The sequence below is a fragment of the Nonomuraea sp. NPDC050451 genome (genome assembly GCF_044458585.1).
Genome location: NZ_JBITHZ010000002.1, coordinates 1 through 15,557 on the forward strand (window position 1 = coordinate 1; position 15,557 = coordinate 15,557).

Here is a 15,557-nt window from a genome sequence, read left to right on the forward strand (position 1 = left end):
GCGGCCCGGTAGCCGCCAACGGCAGATGCGGCTCGATCAAAGCCCACTCGGCATCGGTCACATCGAAGCGCGCCACATCCGAGTTCTACCAGCCATGGCCAGCCCGCCACCGACCCTCACCAAGATCCGAACCCCAAACAGCTCCTAGGCGCCGCTGTGCAGATGGGCCGACCAGAGGCTCGGTACGGAAGGGAAGCGGGTGCGGACCCCGCGGACGGCATGGTGCAGGGCCAGGGCGGGACCCATGCTCAGCCGGTCGTAGAAGTCGGTGGCGATGTCAGCGGCGATCTTGTCGTTGATCGTCCAGAGGGTCCCGACGACGTGCGGGTACCCGGCGGCCTGGAAGGCCGAGGCGAGGTGGATGGCCTCGTCGAGCAGCGTGATGTCGAGGGAAAGCGAGGTTTCGCAGGCCGACAGATACGCCAGCCGCACCCGATCGAGCCGCAGCGTGGCCAGGGCGGACACCGTCAGCGGCTGGTCGTGCAGCAGGAGCCGGCTGTGCGAGGGATCGAGCGGATCACACGTCCCGTGGCAGGCGAAGTGGGCGACCGGATAGCGGGAAAGCTGCTCGCGTACGGTGTCACCGGTCGGAGGCGGATCGTCGAGCACCTTGGACCCAGGCAACCGGGCGGCGATCTGCTCGACCTCGGATTTGACATGATGCAGGCGGCCGGGCACGCCGGGTGTCTCGGACATGGCCACCAGCAGGGCGGGACCGGTGACCGGCGAGGCATGCCTGCGGGCGTGGCGCAAGGCCCTGACCGTCGGGCTGTAGGACGAGACGACCCGGTCGAGCACGAAGTCGCCGTCCCGTCCCGCCGCGTGGAGCGGGAGGAGCCCGAGCAGGCCGCCGGGTAACCACCACACTCTGGGCCAGGCCTCGTCGAGGACGGGCCCGTGGCCCAGGTGCTCCAGGACGGGGTGCATGGCGTGCTCCCACAGCCAGGCCAGCACCTCGCCGATGGTCCGCTGCGCGGCGATCCGCGCGTCCCGTTCTGGCGCCGTCATGGTGGCGGCCAGCGCGTCGTAGAAGGCGACGACCTGGTCGACGACGGTTGCGAACGCCAATCCGGGCAGCGCGAGCGCGTCGATCCCTGAGGGGGTGACGATCAGCGCATGGCTGCCGTACTGGCTGACGTTGAAGGCCACGAGAGCCCCGTGCGCCGCCTCCCGCACCAACTCGTCCACGCTCGGCGGCAGGGCGAAGGCGGAGAAGCCCGGCAGCGCGCGGACCTCGGCGAGCGCGGCACGCCATTGTTCAGCGAGTTCCCTGCGTTCCAGGCCGGTGAGCTCCCCGGGGTCGTCGAGTGAGTCGCGCAGCCGGGAGATCCGCTCGGCCAGGTCAGGATGCGCGGCGTCGAGCTCGGTGAGCTCCTCGCGGGTCTCCAGTGCCTGGCCGAGCAGGACGGCGCGTCCCGCCTCCAGCAGTCCGAGCGCCAAGGAAGGAGCGTCGGGGTCGGCCTCGTCGCGAAGGGCCAGCGCCACGGCGTCCTGGGTGAGCCCCGAATGCCCGGACAGGGCGTGCTGCTGGTCTCCACGGACGAGCTCGCGGGGAACGGTCTCGTGCAGCAGCCGTACGGCGTTGGCCAGCAGCCGGGCCGCCAGACCGGGGTTGGTTTCGACGGCCATCGTGCCTGCGAGTCGGCCGGTCATGACTCGTTCTGAGGGGGTGGCCAGGTCCGATGCTGCGACCGTCCGCAGGTGCCCGATCGCCTCGCCGAGGTCGTCCCGTGACCCGGTGAGCTCGTGCCGGGAGCGCAGCGCGTCGGCGAGGTTACGCAGGCAGATCATCTGCACGGGGTGGTTCTCCGGCAGGAGTGCCAAGGCCTGCCGGTGGATGTCGACGGCCTGCTCCAGGGCTTGCGGATCCGACGTCGTCAGGAAGAGCTGGTGCTGGACGACACCGCGGTTGGTCAGGTACGAGCCGCGGCCGGAGTGCCCTTCGGGCGTCGCCTCGACCGCCTCCTGGAGCCAGTGGTCGGCCTCCTCCAGGTCGCCGTGCTCGCCCAGCAGCCGGAACCGGTCGTAGAGGGCTCCACCCAGGTTCGACAGGTACGTCATCCTGTGCGCGTGCCCTGGCGGCGTGACCTCGACGGCCTGGCGGAAACAGGTGATCGCCCGGTCCAGGTCCTCCTGGTCGTCCAGACGCTGGTGACGGGACAGCAATGCGCTGCCGAGGTTGGTGAGCCGTTCGACGAGGTCGGGGTCGTCGGCCGAGGTGAGCTCCAGCGCCTCCCGCTGCCTCCGTACGGCCTCCTCTAGATCCTCCAGCGCGCCGGTCAGGTCATGACGTGAGTGCAGGGCGTTGCCCAGGTTGGCCAGCCGTCCCGGAAGGTACTGGTTGTCTGCCGGCGTGGCGGCCACCGCTTCGCGCAGCCGGTCCACGGCCGCGTCGACATGGGCGCGTGTCCTGGTGCGCTCGAACCGCAGTGTGAGCATGCCTCCCAAGTTGGCCAGGGCGAACGCCTGGGCCGGGTGCCCTTCGGGGAGCGCCCGCACGGCTTCCTCCAGCATCCCGATCGACTGCTCGAGGTCGTCGATTGAGCCCGTGCGCAGGTAGCGCAGGTGCAGAGCCGTCGCCAGGTTGATCAAGGTAGTGGATCTCGATGGATGTTCGGCGGGGGTCAGCTCCAACGCTTCACGCTGGGCCCGTACGGCGGCCTCCAGATCCTCCAGATCGTTGAACCACTCGAACCGCGACAACAGGGCGATACCGTAATTTGACAGGTGCATCGCACGGCGGGGGTCGTCGGCGGTAACGGCACGAACCGACTCGCCGAGCAGCGATACCGCTTCGTCGAGGTCGAGGGCCTCACCCAGGCGTTCGAACCGTTTCTGGAGAATCGCTCCCAGGTTCGACAGCACGCCCGCGCGGTCGGGCGCGTCGTCGGCGATGTCCGCCACCGCCTCGCGTCCGAGGCGGATCGCCCCGTCGAGATCGGACAGGTCGCCGCCCACCTGGAAGCGCAGGTGCAGAGCGTTGGACAGGCCGGACACCGCCGTCACTCTGGCTTGGCCTTCGCTCAGTTCCGCGGAGCGCCGGAAGGCCGTGATCGCCTCGTCCAGGTCGTCGCCGGTCCAGGACCGATCGAAACGCTGGGCCAGGGCCACGCCGAGGTTCGTCAGCAGGGCCGACCGTCCCTCCGCATCGTCTAGGTCGGAAGCCGCCTCGGCGGCCCGCAGGACAGCGATCGCCTCGTCCACATCCCGCGGCGTCCCCAGCTGACCGAAGCGGCCCAGCAGCGCCTCGCCCAGCCTGGCCATCGCATGCACCCACGCCGGGGAGCCCGGCCGCAGGTCCGCGAGGCGGTCTCGCCAGGCCTGCACGGCCGCGTCGGCATCTCCTGAGAGGTCGGCCTCTTCGCGTTCGGCGTCCAACTCGGCGAACACCGGCAACAGCGCCGGGGGAAGTTGTTCGTGGGGAACACCCTCCCGGTAGCAGTGGTAAAGATAAGTGATCGCCTGTCGCAGGTCGGTGGGGTCGCCGGCGTCGGCCGGCGGTTGGGCGAGGTGGCGATACCAGTGCCAGTAGCCGATCGCGTACAACGCCCGTAGATCGGGATCGGCGGGATCGAGCGCGGCGGCCAGAGCGGCCACGACCTGGGCGAGCTCCGGGTCGAGCACCGACTCCAGCCCCGTCTCGGGCACCCGTGCCAGCGTCTGGGCCAGCCTCCACCACAGTTCCTCGACCGAAGGTTCCTCCGTGGTCATGCGCGTGCTCCTTCAGTCGGGCGGGGGAGGCGTCAGCAGCCCGTAGAGCCGGTCACCGAGCTCGGTGTTGAGCGGGCCGGTGTGCTCGACCCCCAGCTCGGTCGCGAGTGTGACCGCGTGGACCCGGGCGGCGGCCTCCAGACTCTGGGCGTATGCGTCGGCCGAGACGCGGAAGCGATGCCGGGCGACAGCGGCGACGACCGCGCCGACCAGCGCCGCAGGCCACCACCACCAGGCCAGCGGCAGGTACAGCACCGCCCACCCGGCCAGGGTCGCGGCCCGGCTGAGATCGGTACGGGCGGCCGTGACCTCGGCGCGTACGGACTCGGGCAGCACCAGCCACAGGTGCGGCCACAGCCCGAACAGGTCCAAGTGGTACTGGCGGTCCAGACGCAGAGCAACCGCCTGGATGCGGTCGCCGCTCCAGGTCGGCCGCTCGGGCCGTTCGGCCGCGATGCGCAGCCGGCGCTGAGCCGTGCGGCGTCGCAGGAGTGAGTTCGGGCGATCGTCCTGCCCCGGTGACATGACCTTGCGCTGGTGCTCACGTACGGTCTCGCTCAGGTTGTCCCAGCGGCGCCGCCGGAAGCCGACCAGGGCCCCGGCCAGCTTCGCGAACGGTCCCGGCCAGGACTGCCAGCCCGCCGCCAGCACGACCCGTTCCCACAGGCTGCCCAGTGACTGGGCGGCCAGTCCCAGCGCCGCCGCGGCCCCAAGCACAGCGAGCAGCACGACGACCTGCCCGCCCGTGCTCGCGACCGAGGGGCTCGCGGCCTGATCGCCGACCGCCCGGGTCAGCCGGGGTACGTCGAAGGCGTGTTTATGGCCGAGCGCCGTGGCGGCGAAGGCGACGGCGAGGTACAAAGCGCCGGGGAGGACCAGCAGCGACAACCATCGTTCGGCCAGCTTCTTGCCCAGCTCGCTGAGCAGGTTGCTCACCGTCAGGCCAGTCGTTCGCGTCGCAGCCCGCGCCCGCTCATCTCGCAGCGGGCCTCACCGATCAACTGGTCGCGTGTTCTTCCCGCGCACCGATCGAGCGGGCAGCGGTAGACGATCTCGATGGGGGCGACGCCCACGGGAACCGACCGCCCGGCTTCATGGCCGAAAACACCCCACGGGTCACCGGTGGCCTGGATAACCGCGAGGTGGATGGCTTCGAGTAACTCGTGCAGCTCGTCCTCGGACGCTTTCTCCGCCAGCGCGGTGCGAAGCCTCTGCAACGGCTTGTCCGGGTCGGAGCCGTCGTCGTTCAGGTTTCGCCGCAGCTCTTCCGCATGATGGCACACGTACGCCAGGCCAGTCGCGATGCGATCATCACCCACACGGCTACTATGACGCAGCCGCGGGTCCTGGCCAAGGTGCCGAGTGAGGCGGGCGGGTATCGCATTCCGGGCACGGGACCTCCCCGCTGAGACGTCAAGCGCCAATACGACGCTTGATATCTCGATCTACGTGTGAAGGTCGTCGGTAAAGGACCTCCAACCCTCAAAGGCCCCCTCGGCGGGCTGATCAACGAGTACCAGCGAGCCGACTGACCAACGGGGTGCAGTCATGAAGAGGCAGCTCAGGGCCTTGGAGCTAGCTTTGACACCCTTCAGGCTGCAGGACGCCGATCCGGAGCGCCTGACCGCCTTCCTTGCTCCGCATCGGGTGACGCGGTGACCGCGGCCGAATGGTCAAGTACATCCCAAGACTGGCCTACCAGTCCTCGTGCTGAGGTCCGAGGCCACCGGTCAGATGGCCTGGGCCACGCGGAGGAACTCGGTGTGAACCGCGGTCCGTCCATCGCGAAGCAGATCGTCGACGCGCTTGGTGTGGGCGCCCGCCGGGCGCGTGCTTTTACGGTGAGACGAGTGCACCAACCACAGTCACGACCGGAGGCAGGAGACAGGAGGCAGTGCAGTGTGTCCGAGCCGAGGCCCGGATTCTGGCAGAGGTCAGAATTGTCGTTGATCTTTGAAATGCTGCGGGAGCGCGCATCGCCGGGACGGGTGCTCCGCTGCTTGCCGTCGCCGAATGCGTTAACTACGCCATGGCCGACTTGTTGCGCGAAGGAAAGTCAACACATATGGACATGGTGAGGCAGTCCGGTGGTGGTTGTCGCGGTTCTCATGGTCTGAAGGGGTGATGTGAAATTAGAGGGCGTGGACGAGGTGCCGTGGGGGCGGCTCGGGTACTGGCCTGGAGGCCCGGTCGCGGTGCCCGGCCTGCTGCGGGAGTTCGCGGCGGCGCCGTCAGGTTCGCCGGACAGGTCGCCGGTGTGGCGGCTGCGGGGCGGGCTGTTCCAAGGGATGAGCACGCCCGGCGAGGTGTACGCCGCGGCCCCGTACCTGATGCCGTATCTGCTGGAAGTCGTGAGGATCGCGCGGCAGCCCCACCGAGGACTGGTCGTGGACCTGATGACCGACATCGCGTTGGCTCAGCCGCACCGTGACGTGTCCTGGGATCCCGCCGCCGGACCCGAGCCCAACCACGCGGCGCTCGCACGGGCGGCCATGACCGCCAACGTCGACGCGATCGCGCGATGGTTGAAGGATGCCTCCCCGAAGGTCGTGGCGAGGGTGGCACGCTTGCTCGCTCTCTTGCCCGAGGCCGCGCCGAGGAGCTTGCCCGCGTTGCGCGCGCGGGCCGAGAGGGGGGTGAGGCCGGCGGGCGATGTCGGAGCGGTGACCTGCGTGCTGGCCGTGGCGTGGCTGGCGGCGGCCGATCACGCGGAGTGGTTCGCCGGTCTGCGCGATGCCACCGCCGCGCACCGTGATCTGCGCGCCATGGCGTCATCGCTCCCTTGTTGGAGTACAGACGCCCATAAGGGCTCTTCGAATTCAGGCGGGGTTGAGGTGTCCGCGGCCGCGTCGGGTGGTGGCGCAGCTGGTGCGTAATCGCTGGTTTTCGGGGTTGCGGAAGCCGTAGGCGTCGCGGGCGGTGGTCTTGATGACGCGGTTGGTACCTTCGGAGCCGGCGTTGGTGATGCCGGTGCGGATGAAGGCGAGGATTTCGGGCCACCACGGATCGATCGTGGTGGCCAGGCGTTCGAGTTCGGGCAGGCCAGAGGGGGCGCAGCGGTCGTAGAACCGAAACAGTCGGTCGGCGATGGTGCTCCGGTCGGGATGGGTGCGGGCCAGAGCGAGCAGGTCCAGCAGGTCTTCCTTGGCGTTCCAGGCGGCCAGGATCGGCCGACCCAGCCGTGCGGGCAGGGCCTGCAGGTCATCGATCATCGGATCGAACTGACAGCCGTGCATCCGGGCCGCGGAGCGGGGTGAGCCGGTTGCGCCGTTCCCATTCATGGTTGCCCTTGCGGCCGCGCCGCCCCCGGATCTGCACGGTGACGCGGCGGCGGACCTCGGTGAGCGCCTGGTTGGCCGGCTGCACGATGTGGAAGTGGTCGACCACCAGCGTGGCGTGCGGCAACATGGCGCGCACGGCGGACTTGAAGATGGCGCACATGTCGATCGCAACGAAGGCCACCTGCTCGCGCCAGGCCGCCTCACGTTCACTGAGCCAGCTGGTGACGGCGGCGATGGTGCGGCCCTCGACCTGGCCGAGCAGGCCCTGCTCGCCGGACAGGTCCACGAAGCCGGAATGCCAGCGATCCACCGCCGTTGCCCAGGTGCCGGTGGCCTCCTCCAGTACCCAGCGAGGACGGCCGCGGCGGACCTCGTCGATACCCAGCACAATGACCGGTTCGGGCTGGGCGGGCAGCACCCGATGAGCGTGCTCGGTGAACGCGGCGAACACGATCGGCCAGGACACCCCGTGATCCCGTGCCGATTGGATCACCGTTCGCCCGCCATCACCGACAGCGGCACCGGCGGCCTGGCGTAATCGCACCGTCAGCCGCGGGCGCGCGGGGATCTGCGGCACCTGCTCGGTGAACGTTTGACGCGGACAGGACGCCTGATCACAGCACCAGCGACGCTTACGCCAGCGCAACGTACACCGCCGCCCGCCGATCGGGAGGTCCCGCGGGCGGGTGATAACCCATTCCTTCATGCGGACCGCAGCAACCCCGCACTGCGGGCAGCGCCTGGCCTTCTCATCCGCAGTGGCCAGGTGAAGCACCGGCCCCTCCTGCGGTCCCTGTCCTGCGGCGACGACCTTCGTGACGGCCACCCCGTCCAAGCCGAGCAGCAGCGTCGTATCGTTGACCATGCTCGTGGCTTCTCTGATGTGATCTTCTTGCCTCGACAACAAGAAGGACCACCGAGCCACGAGGTCTCTCAAGCCTCCCGAGCCCGGTGAGACCTCAAACCCCGATCAAGTTCGAAGAGCCCGCATGGCGCACTGCCACCAGTCAACGACCTGCCGATATTTCCGGTGTCGGGATTCCACCCCCAGCGAGGCCTGCCACGGCGGATCTTGCCACCCAGCCCCTCCACGATCTCCGCCACGGCGCCGCCTCGCTGATGCCGGCCGCCGGAGTAGAGATGAAGGTCGTGCAGGAAACGCCAGGGCACACTTTTGACTCCTTCACCGCCGACACCTCGGTCTTCCCCCAGGTGGCGATGGCCGCCGCTGAGAAGACCGCAGCACTTCTGCTCGTGACGACGCGTGACGGGGCGTACGAGCACGCACCGAGCACGAACGGCACCATCCACGACAACCCCGCCGACCACAATAGCCTGCGGTCTTCGATCTGCGAGTGCCTTCAGCGGCTCAGGTCACCACCTTGCGGATCAGTGCAGGCTGCGTCAGCAAGGGTCCACCGGAGGAGCTGCCCGTCACGATCTCCGGCCGCCCGACCACCTCCCGCAGAACACGCTCGGTTTCCCCTACTCTGCGCCGGAAGTAATCCCCCGTCCACGTTGACCTGCCGCGTCGGCGCATGTCCACCGCGTACACCCGAAAGCCAGTCAACAGCCCCGGCAGGACCCACTGGGAACTTTGCCACGTTCCGGTCTGAGCCGAGATCAGCACCAGCGGCGGGCCATTGTGCGCAAGGAGGCCCGGCCATCGCGCGATGGCACCCTGGCCGGGCACTTCCTGGGTCGCAACACATTCACCCCTGCACCAGGTGATCGGCGCGTTCGACCTGCGGCCGCGCGGTTCACCTGGAGCATCGGCTCGCACCGTTTCAAGGCGGCCGGCTCGGTGTAGCGCTTTCGGCTGCCCAGCCGAAGTGCAGCAGCCCCGCCAGATGCTGGGGGGCAGCGGATCGCAGCTCGTGCAAGGCGTCATGCAGGGCCTCTGCCCCGGGACGGCCGCGTGCCGCGGCCTGCCGGTAGAACGCCTCAGCGGCCCGTACGGCGAAGTCGTCCGAGAGTGGCCACAGGCAGGCCACCACGTCGGCGAATCCCGCGAGGTGGCACGCGGCGCCGCTATGCAGGGCCTCGTCGGGCAGCCGGTGCCCGGCTTGGCCCGTGCCGCAGACCGACAGATACGCGAACTCGGCCCCCCGCAGCCGGCTACCGGCAGCGGGTACGCGGTCGGCCCAGGACGGTGACCAGGCGGTCGAGTAGGGCGGGGTCGTTGGGCAGCGCGCCGTGCTCCACGCCGGGATTGTCTGTCAGGCTGAAGTGATGGCAGCGCATGGCCCGCCAGGCCAGGATGGCGTTGTTGGTGATGTCCTCCTGGTTACCGTCGCCGTCGCGCCGCAGGAAGCCACCGGGGTCGGCGATCTGGCCGGTGGACAGGTTCGCCAGCCGGGCCCCGACGACCGTGGGCAAACCGGAACCCTTCTCTCCGTAGACGTCCACGTCGGGGTACGACCTCGGATCGGCGAACCGGACGAAGCCGATGTAGTACGCGGCGATCTTCCCGGCCGTCGGCAGCCCCGCGTCGGCGAACAGGCGCCGATAGTCGCGAGGCGTGTAGGAGCGGCCCGTAGAGGACTCGCGGATGACGACCTCACGGTCGCCGAAGACCGCCGGGTCGGCCGCGCTCATGTAGGTCGAGGGGGCGCTCTGGTACATCCGCGCGCTGCTCCGCGCGTTCTGCCTGGTCGTGGGGTAGCCGAAGTCCTGGATGTTCTGCCCGGTGAACATCAGGGAGTACATCAGGCCCTGCCCCGGCAGGTTGCCCGCGATCGGGGTGAAGCCGTGGATGTAGCGGTCTCGCCATGCCTGGCTGGTGTGGGTGAGCAGGTATTGGGCATACAGCGGCCCGTTGGAGTGGCCGACCAGGTGCACCGGCCGCCCGCCGTTGTCGCGGTAGGTGTCCTCGATGAGCCGGCGGGTGCGCTCGAAGAAGCCGCCCATGTCGGGGGTGAGCCGGGCGTCGTACCCGGCGACCCGGATGTCCCGGTCGCGGACGTACCCGTTGGTCTCCAGCCTGCGGTAGAGAGCCTCGTAGTACGGTGCGCTGTCCGTGCGGCTGTAGTCCATGATTTCGACGGTGACGCCCGGTTGCTCGGCGAAGCGCCGCGGCATCGGCAGCGACGGATCGTCGCGGTAGCGCAGGGTGAGCAGCCGGTCTCGGCAGACCTGGCTGAACCTGCTCGGCCGGTCGTTGCGGAACCAGTCCTGGAAGGTGCCAGAGCGCGGGCAGCCCGGCGCCGTGGTCTGGTCGCGTACGGTCGCCTGGAGCTTGGTGAAATGGAACGCGGGGAACAGCACGACCGGGGGTTTCTCCCGCGCCGGAGACCCGGACGGGCCGGGCTGGCCCGCGGTCAGCCCCAGCGGGACCAGCGCGGCCAGCGCACCGTGCATCCAGCGACCGTCAAACATGGCCATCCCTCTCAGCCGCTCAATGTTCCAAGCGGTCGTTACCCACGATCACGTTCTGTGATACCTGCTGGTCGGAGGGGCGGCCAGGACCGCTCGATCGGCCCAGTTGGGCTTCGGCCGGACGACCTGACGCCGCAGCACAGCCAGCTCATGCCGGAGCACCATGATTTCCATGTCTTTGGACGCTTGACCACGTCACAGGAGCATCAGCAAGCCGAACACCTGGATCATGAGCAGACAGAGGAGACGGAGAGGCACGGGAACTGATCCTGGCCCGAGCCGCCACCTCAGGTCGATCCGCAGGTCAAGCACCCTGCGACGGATTCTGAAGCGGTACAGGCCAGCGCCTTCGGCAGCGTGCCGCGGGCGATCTCGGCGGGAGCGCCCGTGTTGGCGCCGGGCCCGCTGCCGGGCACCACGATGAGGTCGGCCAGCTCGGTGCCCCGTCGTTCTCGACCTCGACCGTGGTCCCGTTGGACAGGTGCACCGTGCCCGGCCCGTCGACGCGTATCTGCACCAGCAGGCGCGACCATCGGCTCCTCACCGGAATGAGCAGACGTACGGAGGGCATTCGCCGAGCTGACGGCTACGCCGCCGGAGGCGTGATCTCCACCGCCGACGACCTCAGCGCCTTTCACCCGGAGCGCTGGACACGTACGAATTGCTGACGAAGGAGGAACTAAAGGAGCTCAACGCCGGCCGGCCGCCCACGGATCCCCGCTACCCACCCTCGAGGTGTGCGAGAGCCAGGGTGAGTACAAGGCCGTCAAGAGCAGCTCGCCCGGCTTCACCACCCCCACCTTCGGCTCGCGGGACGGGGCGGGTCCAGCTCGCCATGTCCCTCACCCTGGCCAGCGCCCACCGCGATCCCGCCATCGACCCGCTCGCCTCCAGGACGGGGGACGCCGTCCTCTGCCCCGAGTAGTGACTGGCGACACTCGATCCGCTGTCCATGCCGAGCGAATGCTCAGGTGCCCATCCGGAAACCGGCTCCTGACCAGATGCGCCCTGAAGCCGACCCGAGTGCCCTGCGGAGCGTGACCATATGCCCCTGCTCAGGAGGTCACGCTGCTCAGAGCAGATCTGCCGCAGGCGGATCGTGTCGACGCCGATCCGAATCGCCTCACATGATGGACGCATGAGCGAAGAATCGAAAATTCCCCTGTTCAACCAGCGGATGAGACGCGAGCTTTACGAGCAGCGTGTTCTCGTTCTCGACGGCCCTCTCGACGATGACAACGGGACACTGCTGGCCACGCAACTGATGGCACTCGCCACCCAGGACGCGTCGACCGATATCGCATTGTGGATTCACTCCCCGGGCGGCTCGGTCCCCTCGATGCTGGCGATTCGCGACATCATTCGCCTCATTCCCTGTGACGTATCGACCCTCGTGCTGGGCATCGCTTACAGCGCCGGGCAATTCCTGCTGTCGTCGGGGGCCCGAGGCAAGCGCCGCGCCCTGCCGCACGCACGCGTCCTGATGCACCAGGGCTCGGCGGGAATCGGTGGCACCGCGGTCGACATCGAACTGCAGGCCAACGACCTCCGGCATACTCGCGACACGGTGCTCGGTCTTATCGCCGAGGACACGGGCCAGCCCGTCGAGCGCATATTCGAGGATTCTCTGCACGATCGTTGGTACACAGCGCAAGAGGCGCTCGACTACGGTTTCATAGATGCGATCGTGCAGACCTTCGAAGAAGTCGCGCCGCACAATCGCCCGCGGCCCGGATTCGGCGTCACCGAAGGAGTCGGCAAGTGACCACATATACGATACCGAACGTCATCGCGCAGAATCCCCGTGGCGAGCGGATCATGGATGTCTACTCGCACCTGCTCACCGAGCGAATCGTTTATCTGGGCACCGCGATCGACGCGGGCGTCGCCAACGCGCTCATCGCGCAGCTGATTTTTCTGGAGTCGGACAACCCCGATGCCGAAATACAGTTCTATATCAACTGCGAAGGTGGTGATCCGAGTGCGATGCTCGCGATATACGACACCATGCGCCATATCCGCCCGCGGGTTTCGACAACCTGCGTCGGACAAGCCGTCGCGGTCGGTGCCGTCCTTCTCGCCGCGGGTGCCGAGGGAAAACGTGCCGCTCTCCCCCACGCACGCGTGATCCTGCACCAACCAGCCGCTCAGGGGCGCGGAACGATCCCCGACCTCATCTTGCAGGCCGACGAGGTTGTACGAGTCCGGGCAGACATCGAGCGCATCCTGTCACGGCACACCGGTCAGACGATCGAGACCCTACGCGCCGACACCGATCACGATCGCGTGTTCACCGCGACCGCGGCCTTGGAGTACGGGCTCCTCGATCAGATCATCGAGGAGCACTCATAGGCCCGAGAACAACCCCGGCAAGCCGCTACGCGGCCAGAGCATACGCCGCCGAGCAGACAGCACCCCTCGACCCGCTGGTCTGAGCAGACCGCAAACTCTCTGCGACAGCAAGAGTCAGATCGACCAGGGTCACATCCAGCGCGCCGGCGACCGCGGCGATCATTTCACTCGACGGCTCTTTGACGCCTCGTTCCATCTCGGAGAGATATTGCGGCGAGACTCCGGCGCGACCCGCCGTCTCACTCAACTTCTCGCCCCGCTGTTGACGAAGGCCCCTCAGACACTCACCGAGCACCTGCCGCCACAGCGGCTCGCGAGCCGGAGAGGGCTTGAGGGCGGTCCGATCGATCGCTGGACGTAGCGGCGAGACGGAAGATGGCTGCGGGATGGAGGAGGCCATACTCCACACCATAGGTAGACAGCGCGGTCGAGTTCCGCCGGCTTCGCGCAGAGCGGAACCAGTCCCTGCCTCCTCCGTTCGGCCTCAGGCGCACCTGCGCGCTCACCACGGGGTCACCGCGGCGGCGAGCGCTCGGGTGACGTTGGTGACCAGCCACACGAGCAGGGCGCGCACCGTACTCCGCGCAGCGAGATCAGGCGGGTCGGGTTGCCGGCGATGTGGGCTTGGGCCGGTCGTCTGGGTGGTTCGCAGCGGTGAGGTCCGGTGGCCGTCGCACAGGGCGTGGCCTGCCTGGGCCAGCCGAGCACGCCGCCGCTGGTGTAAGGCGGCAAACCCCTCCCACGCCCGGCAGACCCTCGTCACAGTCCTGCATCCGGCGACGCGACGGCGCGATCACGACGGGGCCGGTTCGACGAGCTCCACGTATGTCGGCCACTCGCCCTGAGGTCGTCCCTGATCGAGTGCAAGTCCTAGCCGGCGCGTCTGTCATCGCACACCGTGGGGGAGGTGGGACAGATGGCAAAGACACGTGTGCAGGTCAGCAGGCAATGCGGCTGTGTGGATGCGGAAACGGGACGTCAGCGAGGCGTCACGTGTCCGCGTCTGCCGGTAGATGACGATCACGGCAGCTGGTATTTCGCGGTCCAGGTACGCGGCCTGGACAGGCAGCGGCAGCGCGTCCGCCAGGGCGGTTACACCGACCCCGAGGAAGCGCAAGCGGCAGGCCGAGCCCTGGCCGCTGCCGACCGCGACGGCGCAGGGGCCGGATGCACCCTCGGACAGTCGTACGTCCATGTGGTCTTCCAGGACGGCCAGCCGTTCTTCTTCGAGGCGGGCGGCTTCGTGCGGGCCCAGAGTCCGGCCAGCTCGCCCAGCCGTGGGCCGCCGCGCCACAGGCTCGCGGCACCGAGGCCACCGGCATCGCCGAGGTCGTGCAGGCCACCGGATTGAGCCGCTCCAGCCTTCATGCAACCTTCGGCGGCAAGGAGCGGCTACAGGCGGCCGCGCTGCGCCGCTACCTGGAGCGGCAGTCGCGGCCGGTGTTCGCCGCGCTCGCCGCCGACGAGCGCGGCCTGCCCGCCGTCACCGGCTTTTCGAGCGACTGGTGGCGGCGCGCTGCACCGGCGAGCACGCCCGCCGGGGTTGCCTGGTCACCGACACCCACACCGGCGCCACCCGAGATCCGGGAGGTTCTGGACGCCCACCACACGTCGTCGCGCGCCGTCGTGATGGGCGGCAGGGACCCATCGGCTCCATCGGGCGCTCGCGGTCAGCTTGATCGCCGGAGCGCGTCGACGTATCGGTGGGCTTCGTGGGCCACCTGCCGCCACAGCGCGAGGGTCGCGGTGTCGCCGTCTGAGGCCGGGAAGGCGATCCATTCCCGCATGGTCCGCTTTCCCATGGTCACCGGCTCGGCGCTCCCAGCCTCGACGTGGCGGCGGGCCTGATCCTTGGGGAGCTTCACGATGAGCTCGCCGTCGTGTCCGAGGAAGGCGAAGATCTTGCCGCCGGTGCGCAGCCCCGGGCTGCGGAACATCGTCGCCAAGACAACCTCTGGCTGGTCGCCGAAGTCGGCGGCGATCTCCTCAAGCCACTCCAGCGGGTCGTGACCGCCAGGCATGGGTGTGTTCTTAGGCTCGGACAAACGTCGAGGTCCTTTCGTAAGGTGTGCGCGATGTCGTCGCGTTGCCGCCAGCCACGATCACCGCCGCTCTCGGTGCCAAGGTCCTGCGGTATCTCCACGGGATGCCGCCACCTCACGACTGACGGAGCGGCCCCGTCAGGCGGCGAAGACGGTGCGGACGACGGACTCGTCGCCGTCGATCTCGACCAGTCCGAGGGCGCGGGCGTCGCTGAGGGTGAGGGCGCCGGCGGCGAGGCCGAGGACGTAGGCGGGGTCGGCGCGGACGGTGGCGTCGAGGTCGCGGCCGTCATGCGGGCCGACCTCGAAGCCGGAGCGCGTCGCGCGGAGCTGGAAGGGCGGGTCGCCGATCTCGAGGCCGACCGTCGCCGAGAGGCGGACCTTGACCCGGGTGTCGAGCAGGGCAGGGAGAGCCAGGGCGAGCCACTCGGGGCGGAAGGAGTCGCCTTCGGGGCCGCGAACCATCAACGGGGTGGACCAGCGGATCAGGCTCTCGATCGGCCGGCGCAGCTCGGCACCCCACGGCGTAAGGGCGTACGCGACCACGCTGCCCTCGCCGGCCAGTCGCCGCTCGACCACGCCCGAGGCCTCGAGGTCGCGGAGCCGGTCGGCGAGCAGGTTGGTCGCGATGCCAGGGAGGCCGTCGATCAGGTCCCGGTATCGGGCGGGGGCGATGAGGAGCTGGCGGACGATGAGCAGATTCCACCGATCGCCGACGACTTCGAGGGACCGGGCGAGCCCGCAGTAGTGACCGTAGCTACGCATCACACCTCTTACTTGATTTTCTCAAGTG

Annotated in this window: 14 protein-coding genes and 1 pseudogene; 4 read left to right on the top strand and 11 right to left on the bottom strand. The window is 68.8% G+C overall.

Going from position 1 to position 15,557, the window contains the following annotated elements; genetic code table 11:
- Positions 1–144: 144 nt before the first annotated feature.
- Genes ACIBI9_RS06040 through ACIBI9_RS06050 form a run of 3 tightly spaced genes read right to left on the bottom strand, consistent with a single transcriptional unit; the run spans position 145 to position 5,030 of the window.
- Complete coding sequence (locus ACIBI9_RS06040; RefSeq protein WP_397220842.1) at positions 145–3,711, bottom strand: CHAT domain-containing protein; 3,567 nt, start codon at positions 3,709–3,711, stop codon at positions 145–147.
- A gap of 12 nt (positions 3,712–3,723) precedes the next feature.
- Complete coding sequence (locus ACIBI9_RS06045; protein WP_397220843.1) at positions 3,724–4,647, bottom strand: hypothetical protein; 924 nt, start codon at positions 4,645–4,647, stop codon at positions 3,724–3,726.
- A gap of 2 nt (positions 4,648–4,649) precedes the next feature.
- The gene (locus ACIBI9_RS06050; protein ID WP_397220844.1) at positions 4,650–5,030 is read right to left on the bottom strand and encodes a hypothetical protein; all 381 of its coding nucleotides are present in this window, start codon (positions 5,028–5,030) and stop codon (positions 4,650–4,652) included.
- Positions 5,031–5,852: 822 nt separating this feature from the next.
- On the opposite strand from ACIBI9_RS06050, the gene ACIBI9_RS06055 reads away from it, so the two are divergent.
- A complete protein-coding gene (locus ACIBI9_RS06055; protein WP_397220845.1) occupies positions 5,853–6,587 on the top strand; it encodes a hypothetical protein in 735 nt (244 codons plus the stop codon).
- Here ACIBI9_RS06055 and ACIBI9_RS06060 read toward each other — a convergent pair.
- The 4 genes from ACIBI9_RS06060 to ACIBI9_RS06075 form a co-directional block, all read right to left on the bottom strand.
- Positions 6,531–6,923, bottom strand: a complete 393-nt coding sequence (locus tag ACIBI9_RS06060) for a transposase (RefSeq protein ID WP_397220846.1) — start codon at positions 6,921–6,923, stop codon at positions 6,531–6,533. The two genes, ACIBI9_RS06055 and ACIBI9_RS06060, sit on opposite strands and share 57 nt — an antisense overlap.
- Positions 6,913–7,857 (bottom strand): ISL3 family transposase, encoded by a 945-nt coding sequence (locus ACIBI9_RS06065; RefSeq protein WP_397220847.1) that lies wholly within the window; start codon positions 7,855–7,857, stop codon positions 6,913–6,915. The genes ACIBI9_RS06060 and ACIBI9_RS06065 overlap by 11 nt, the downstream gene beginning before the upstream one ends.
- A 922-nt stretch (positions 7,858–8,779) precedes the next feature.
- On the bottom strand, positions 8,780–9,205 hold the full coding sequence (locus ACIBI9_RS06070) for a CHAT domain-containing protein (RefSeq protein WP_397221808.1): 426 nt from the start codon (positions 9,203–9,205) through the stop codon (positions 8,780–8,782).
- Positions 9,111–10,352, bottom strand: a complete 1,242-nt coding sequence (locus tag ACIBI9_RS06075; protein ID WP_397220848.1) for a hypothetical protein — start codon at positions 10,350–10,352, stop codon at positions 9,111–9,113. The genes ACIBI9_RS06070 and ACIBI9_RS06075 overlap by 95 nt, the downstream gene beginning before the upstream one ends.
- A 1,156-nt stretch (positions 10,353–11,508) precedes the next feature.
- Between ACIBI9_RS06075 and ACIBI9_RS06080 the strand changes: the two genes are divergently transcribed.
- Positions 11,509–12,135, top strand: a complete 627-nt coding sequence (locus ACIBI9_RS06080) for a ClpP family protease (RefSeq protein ID WP_397220849.1) — start codon at positions 11,509–11,511, stop codon at positions 12,133–12,135.
- Positions 12,132–12,722, top strand: coding sequence for a ClpP family protease (locus tag ACIBI9_RS06085; protein ID WP_192787173.1), 591 nt, complete (start codon positions 12,132–12,134; stop codon positions 12,720–12,722). Before ACIBI9_RS06080 ends, ACIBI9_RS06085 begins: the two co-directional genes overlap by 4 nt.
- Positions 12,723–12,747: 25 nt before the next feature.
- Here ACIBI9_RS06085 and ACIBI9_RS06090 read toward each other — a convergent pair whose 3' ends face one another.
- Both ACIBI9_RS06090 and ACIBI9_RS06095 read right to left on the bottom strand, forming a co-directional pair.
- On the bottom strand, positions 12,748–13,134 hold the full coding sequence (locus tag ACIBI9_RS06090; protein WP_397220850.1) for a helix-turn-helix domain-containing protein: 387 nt from the start codon (positions 13,132–13,134) through the stop codon (positions 12,748–12,750).
- Positions 13,135–13,608: 474 nt separating this feature from the next.
- On the bottom strand, positions 13,609–13,917 hold the full coding sequence (locus tag ACIBI9_RS06095; RefSeq protein WP_397221848.1) for a hypothetical protein: 309 nt from the start codon (positions 13,915–13,917) through the stop codon (positions 13,609–13,611).
- Here ACIBI9_RS06095 and ACIBI9_RS06100 point away from each other — a divergent pair.
- Positions 13,890–14,114: pseudogene (locus ACIBI9_RS06100) on the top strand (TetR family transcriptional regulator); the annotation flags it as partial. The gene ACIBI9_RS06095 and the pseudogene ACIBI9_RS06100 overlap by 28 nt on opposite strands.
- Before the next feature lie 278 nt (positions 14,115–14,392).
- Here the strand turns inward: ACIBI9_RS06100 and ACIBI9_RS06105 are convergent.
- Positions 14,393–14,743, bottom strand: a complete 351-nt coding sequence (locus tag ACIBI9_RS06105; RefSeq protein ID WP_397221849.1) for a hypothetical protein — start codon at positions 14,741–14,743, stop codon at positions 14,393–14,395.
- A gap of 159 nt (positions 14,744–14,902) precedes the next feature.
- Positions 14,903–15,529, bottom strand: coding sequence for a winged helix-turn-helix transcriptional regulator (locus ACIBI9_RS06110; RefSeq protein WP_397220851.1), 627 nt, complete (start codon positions 15,527–15,529; stop codon positions 14,903–14,905).
- Positions 15,530–15,557 lie beyond the last annotated feature (28 nt).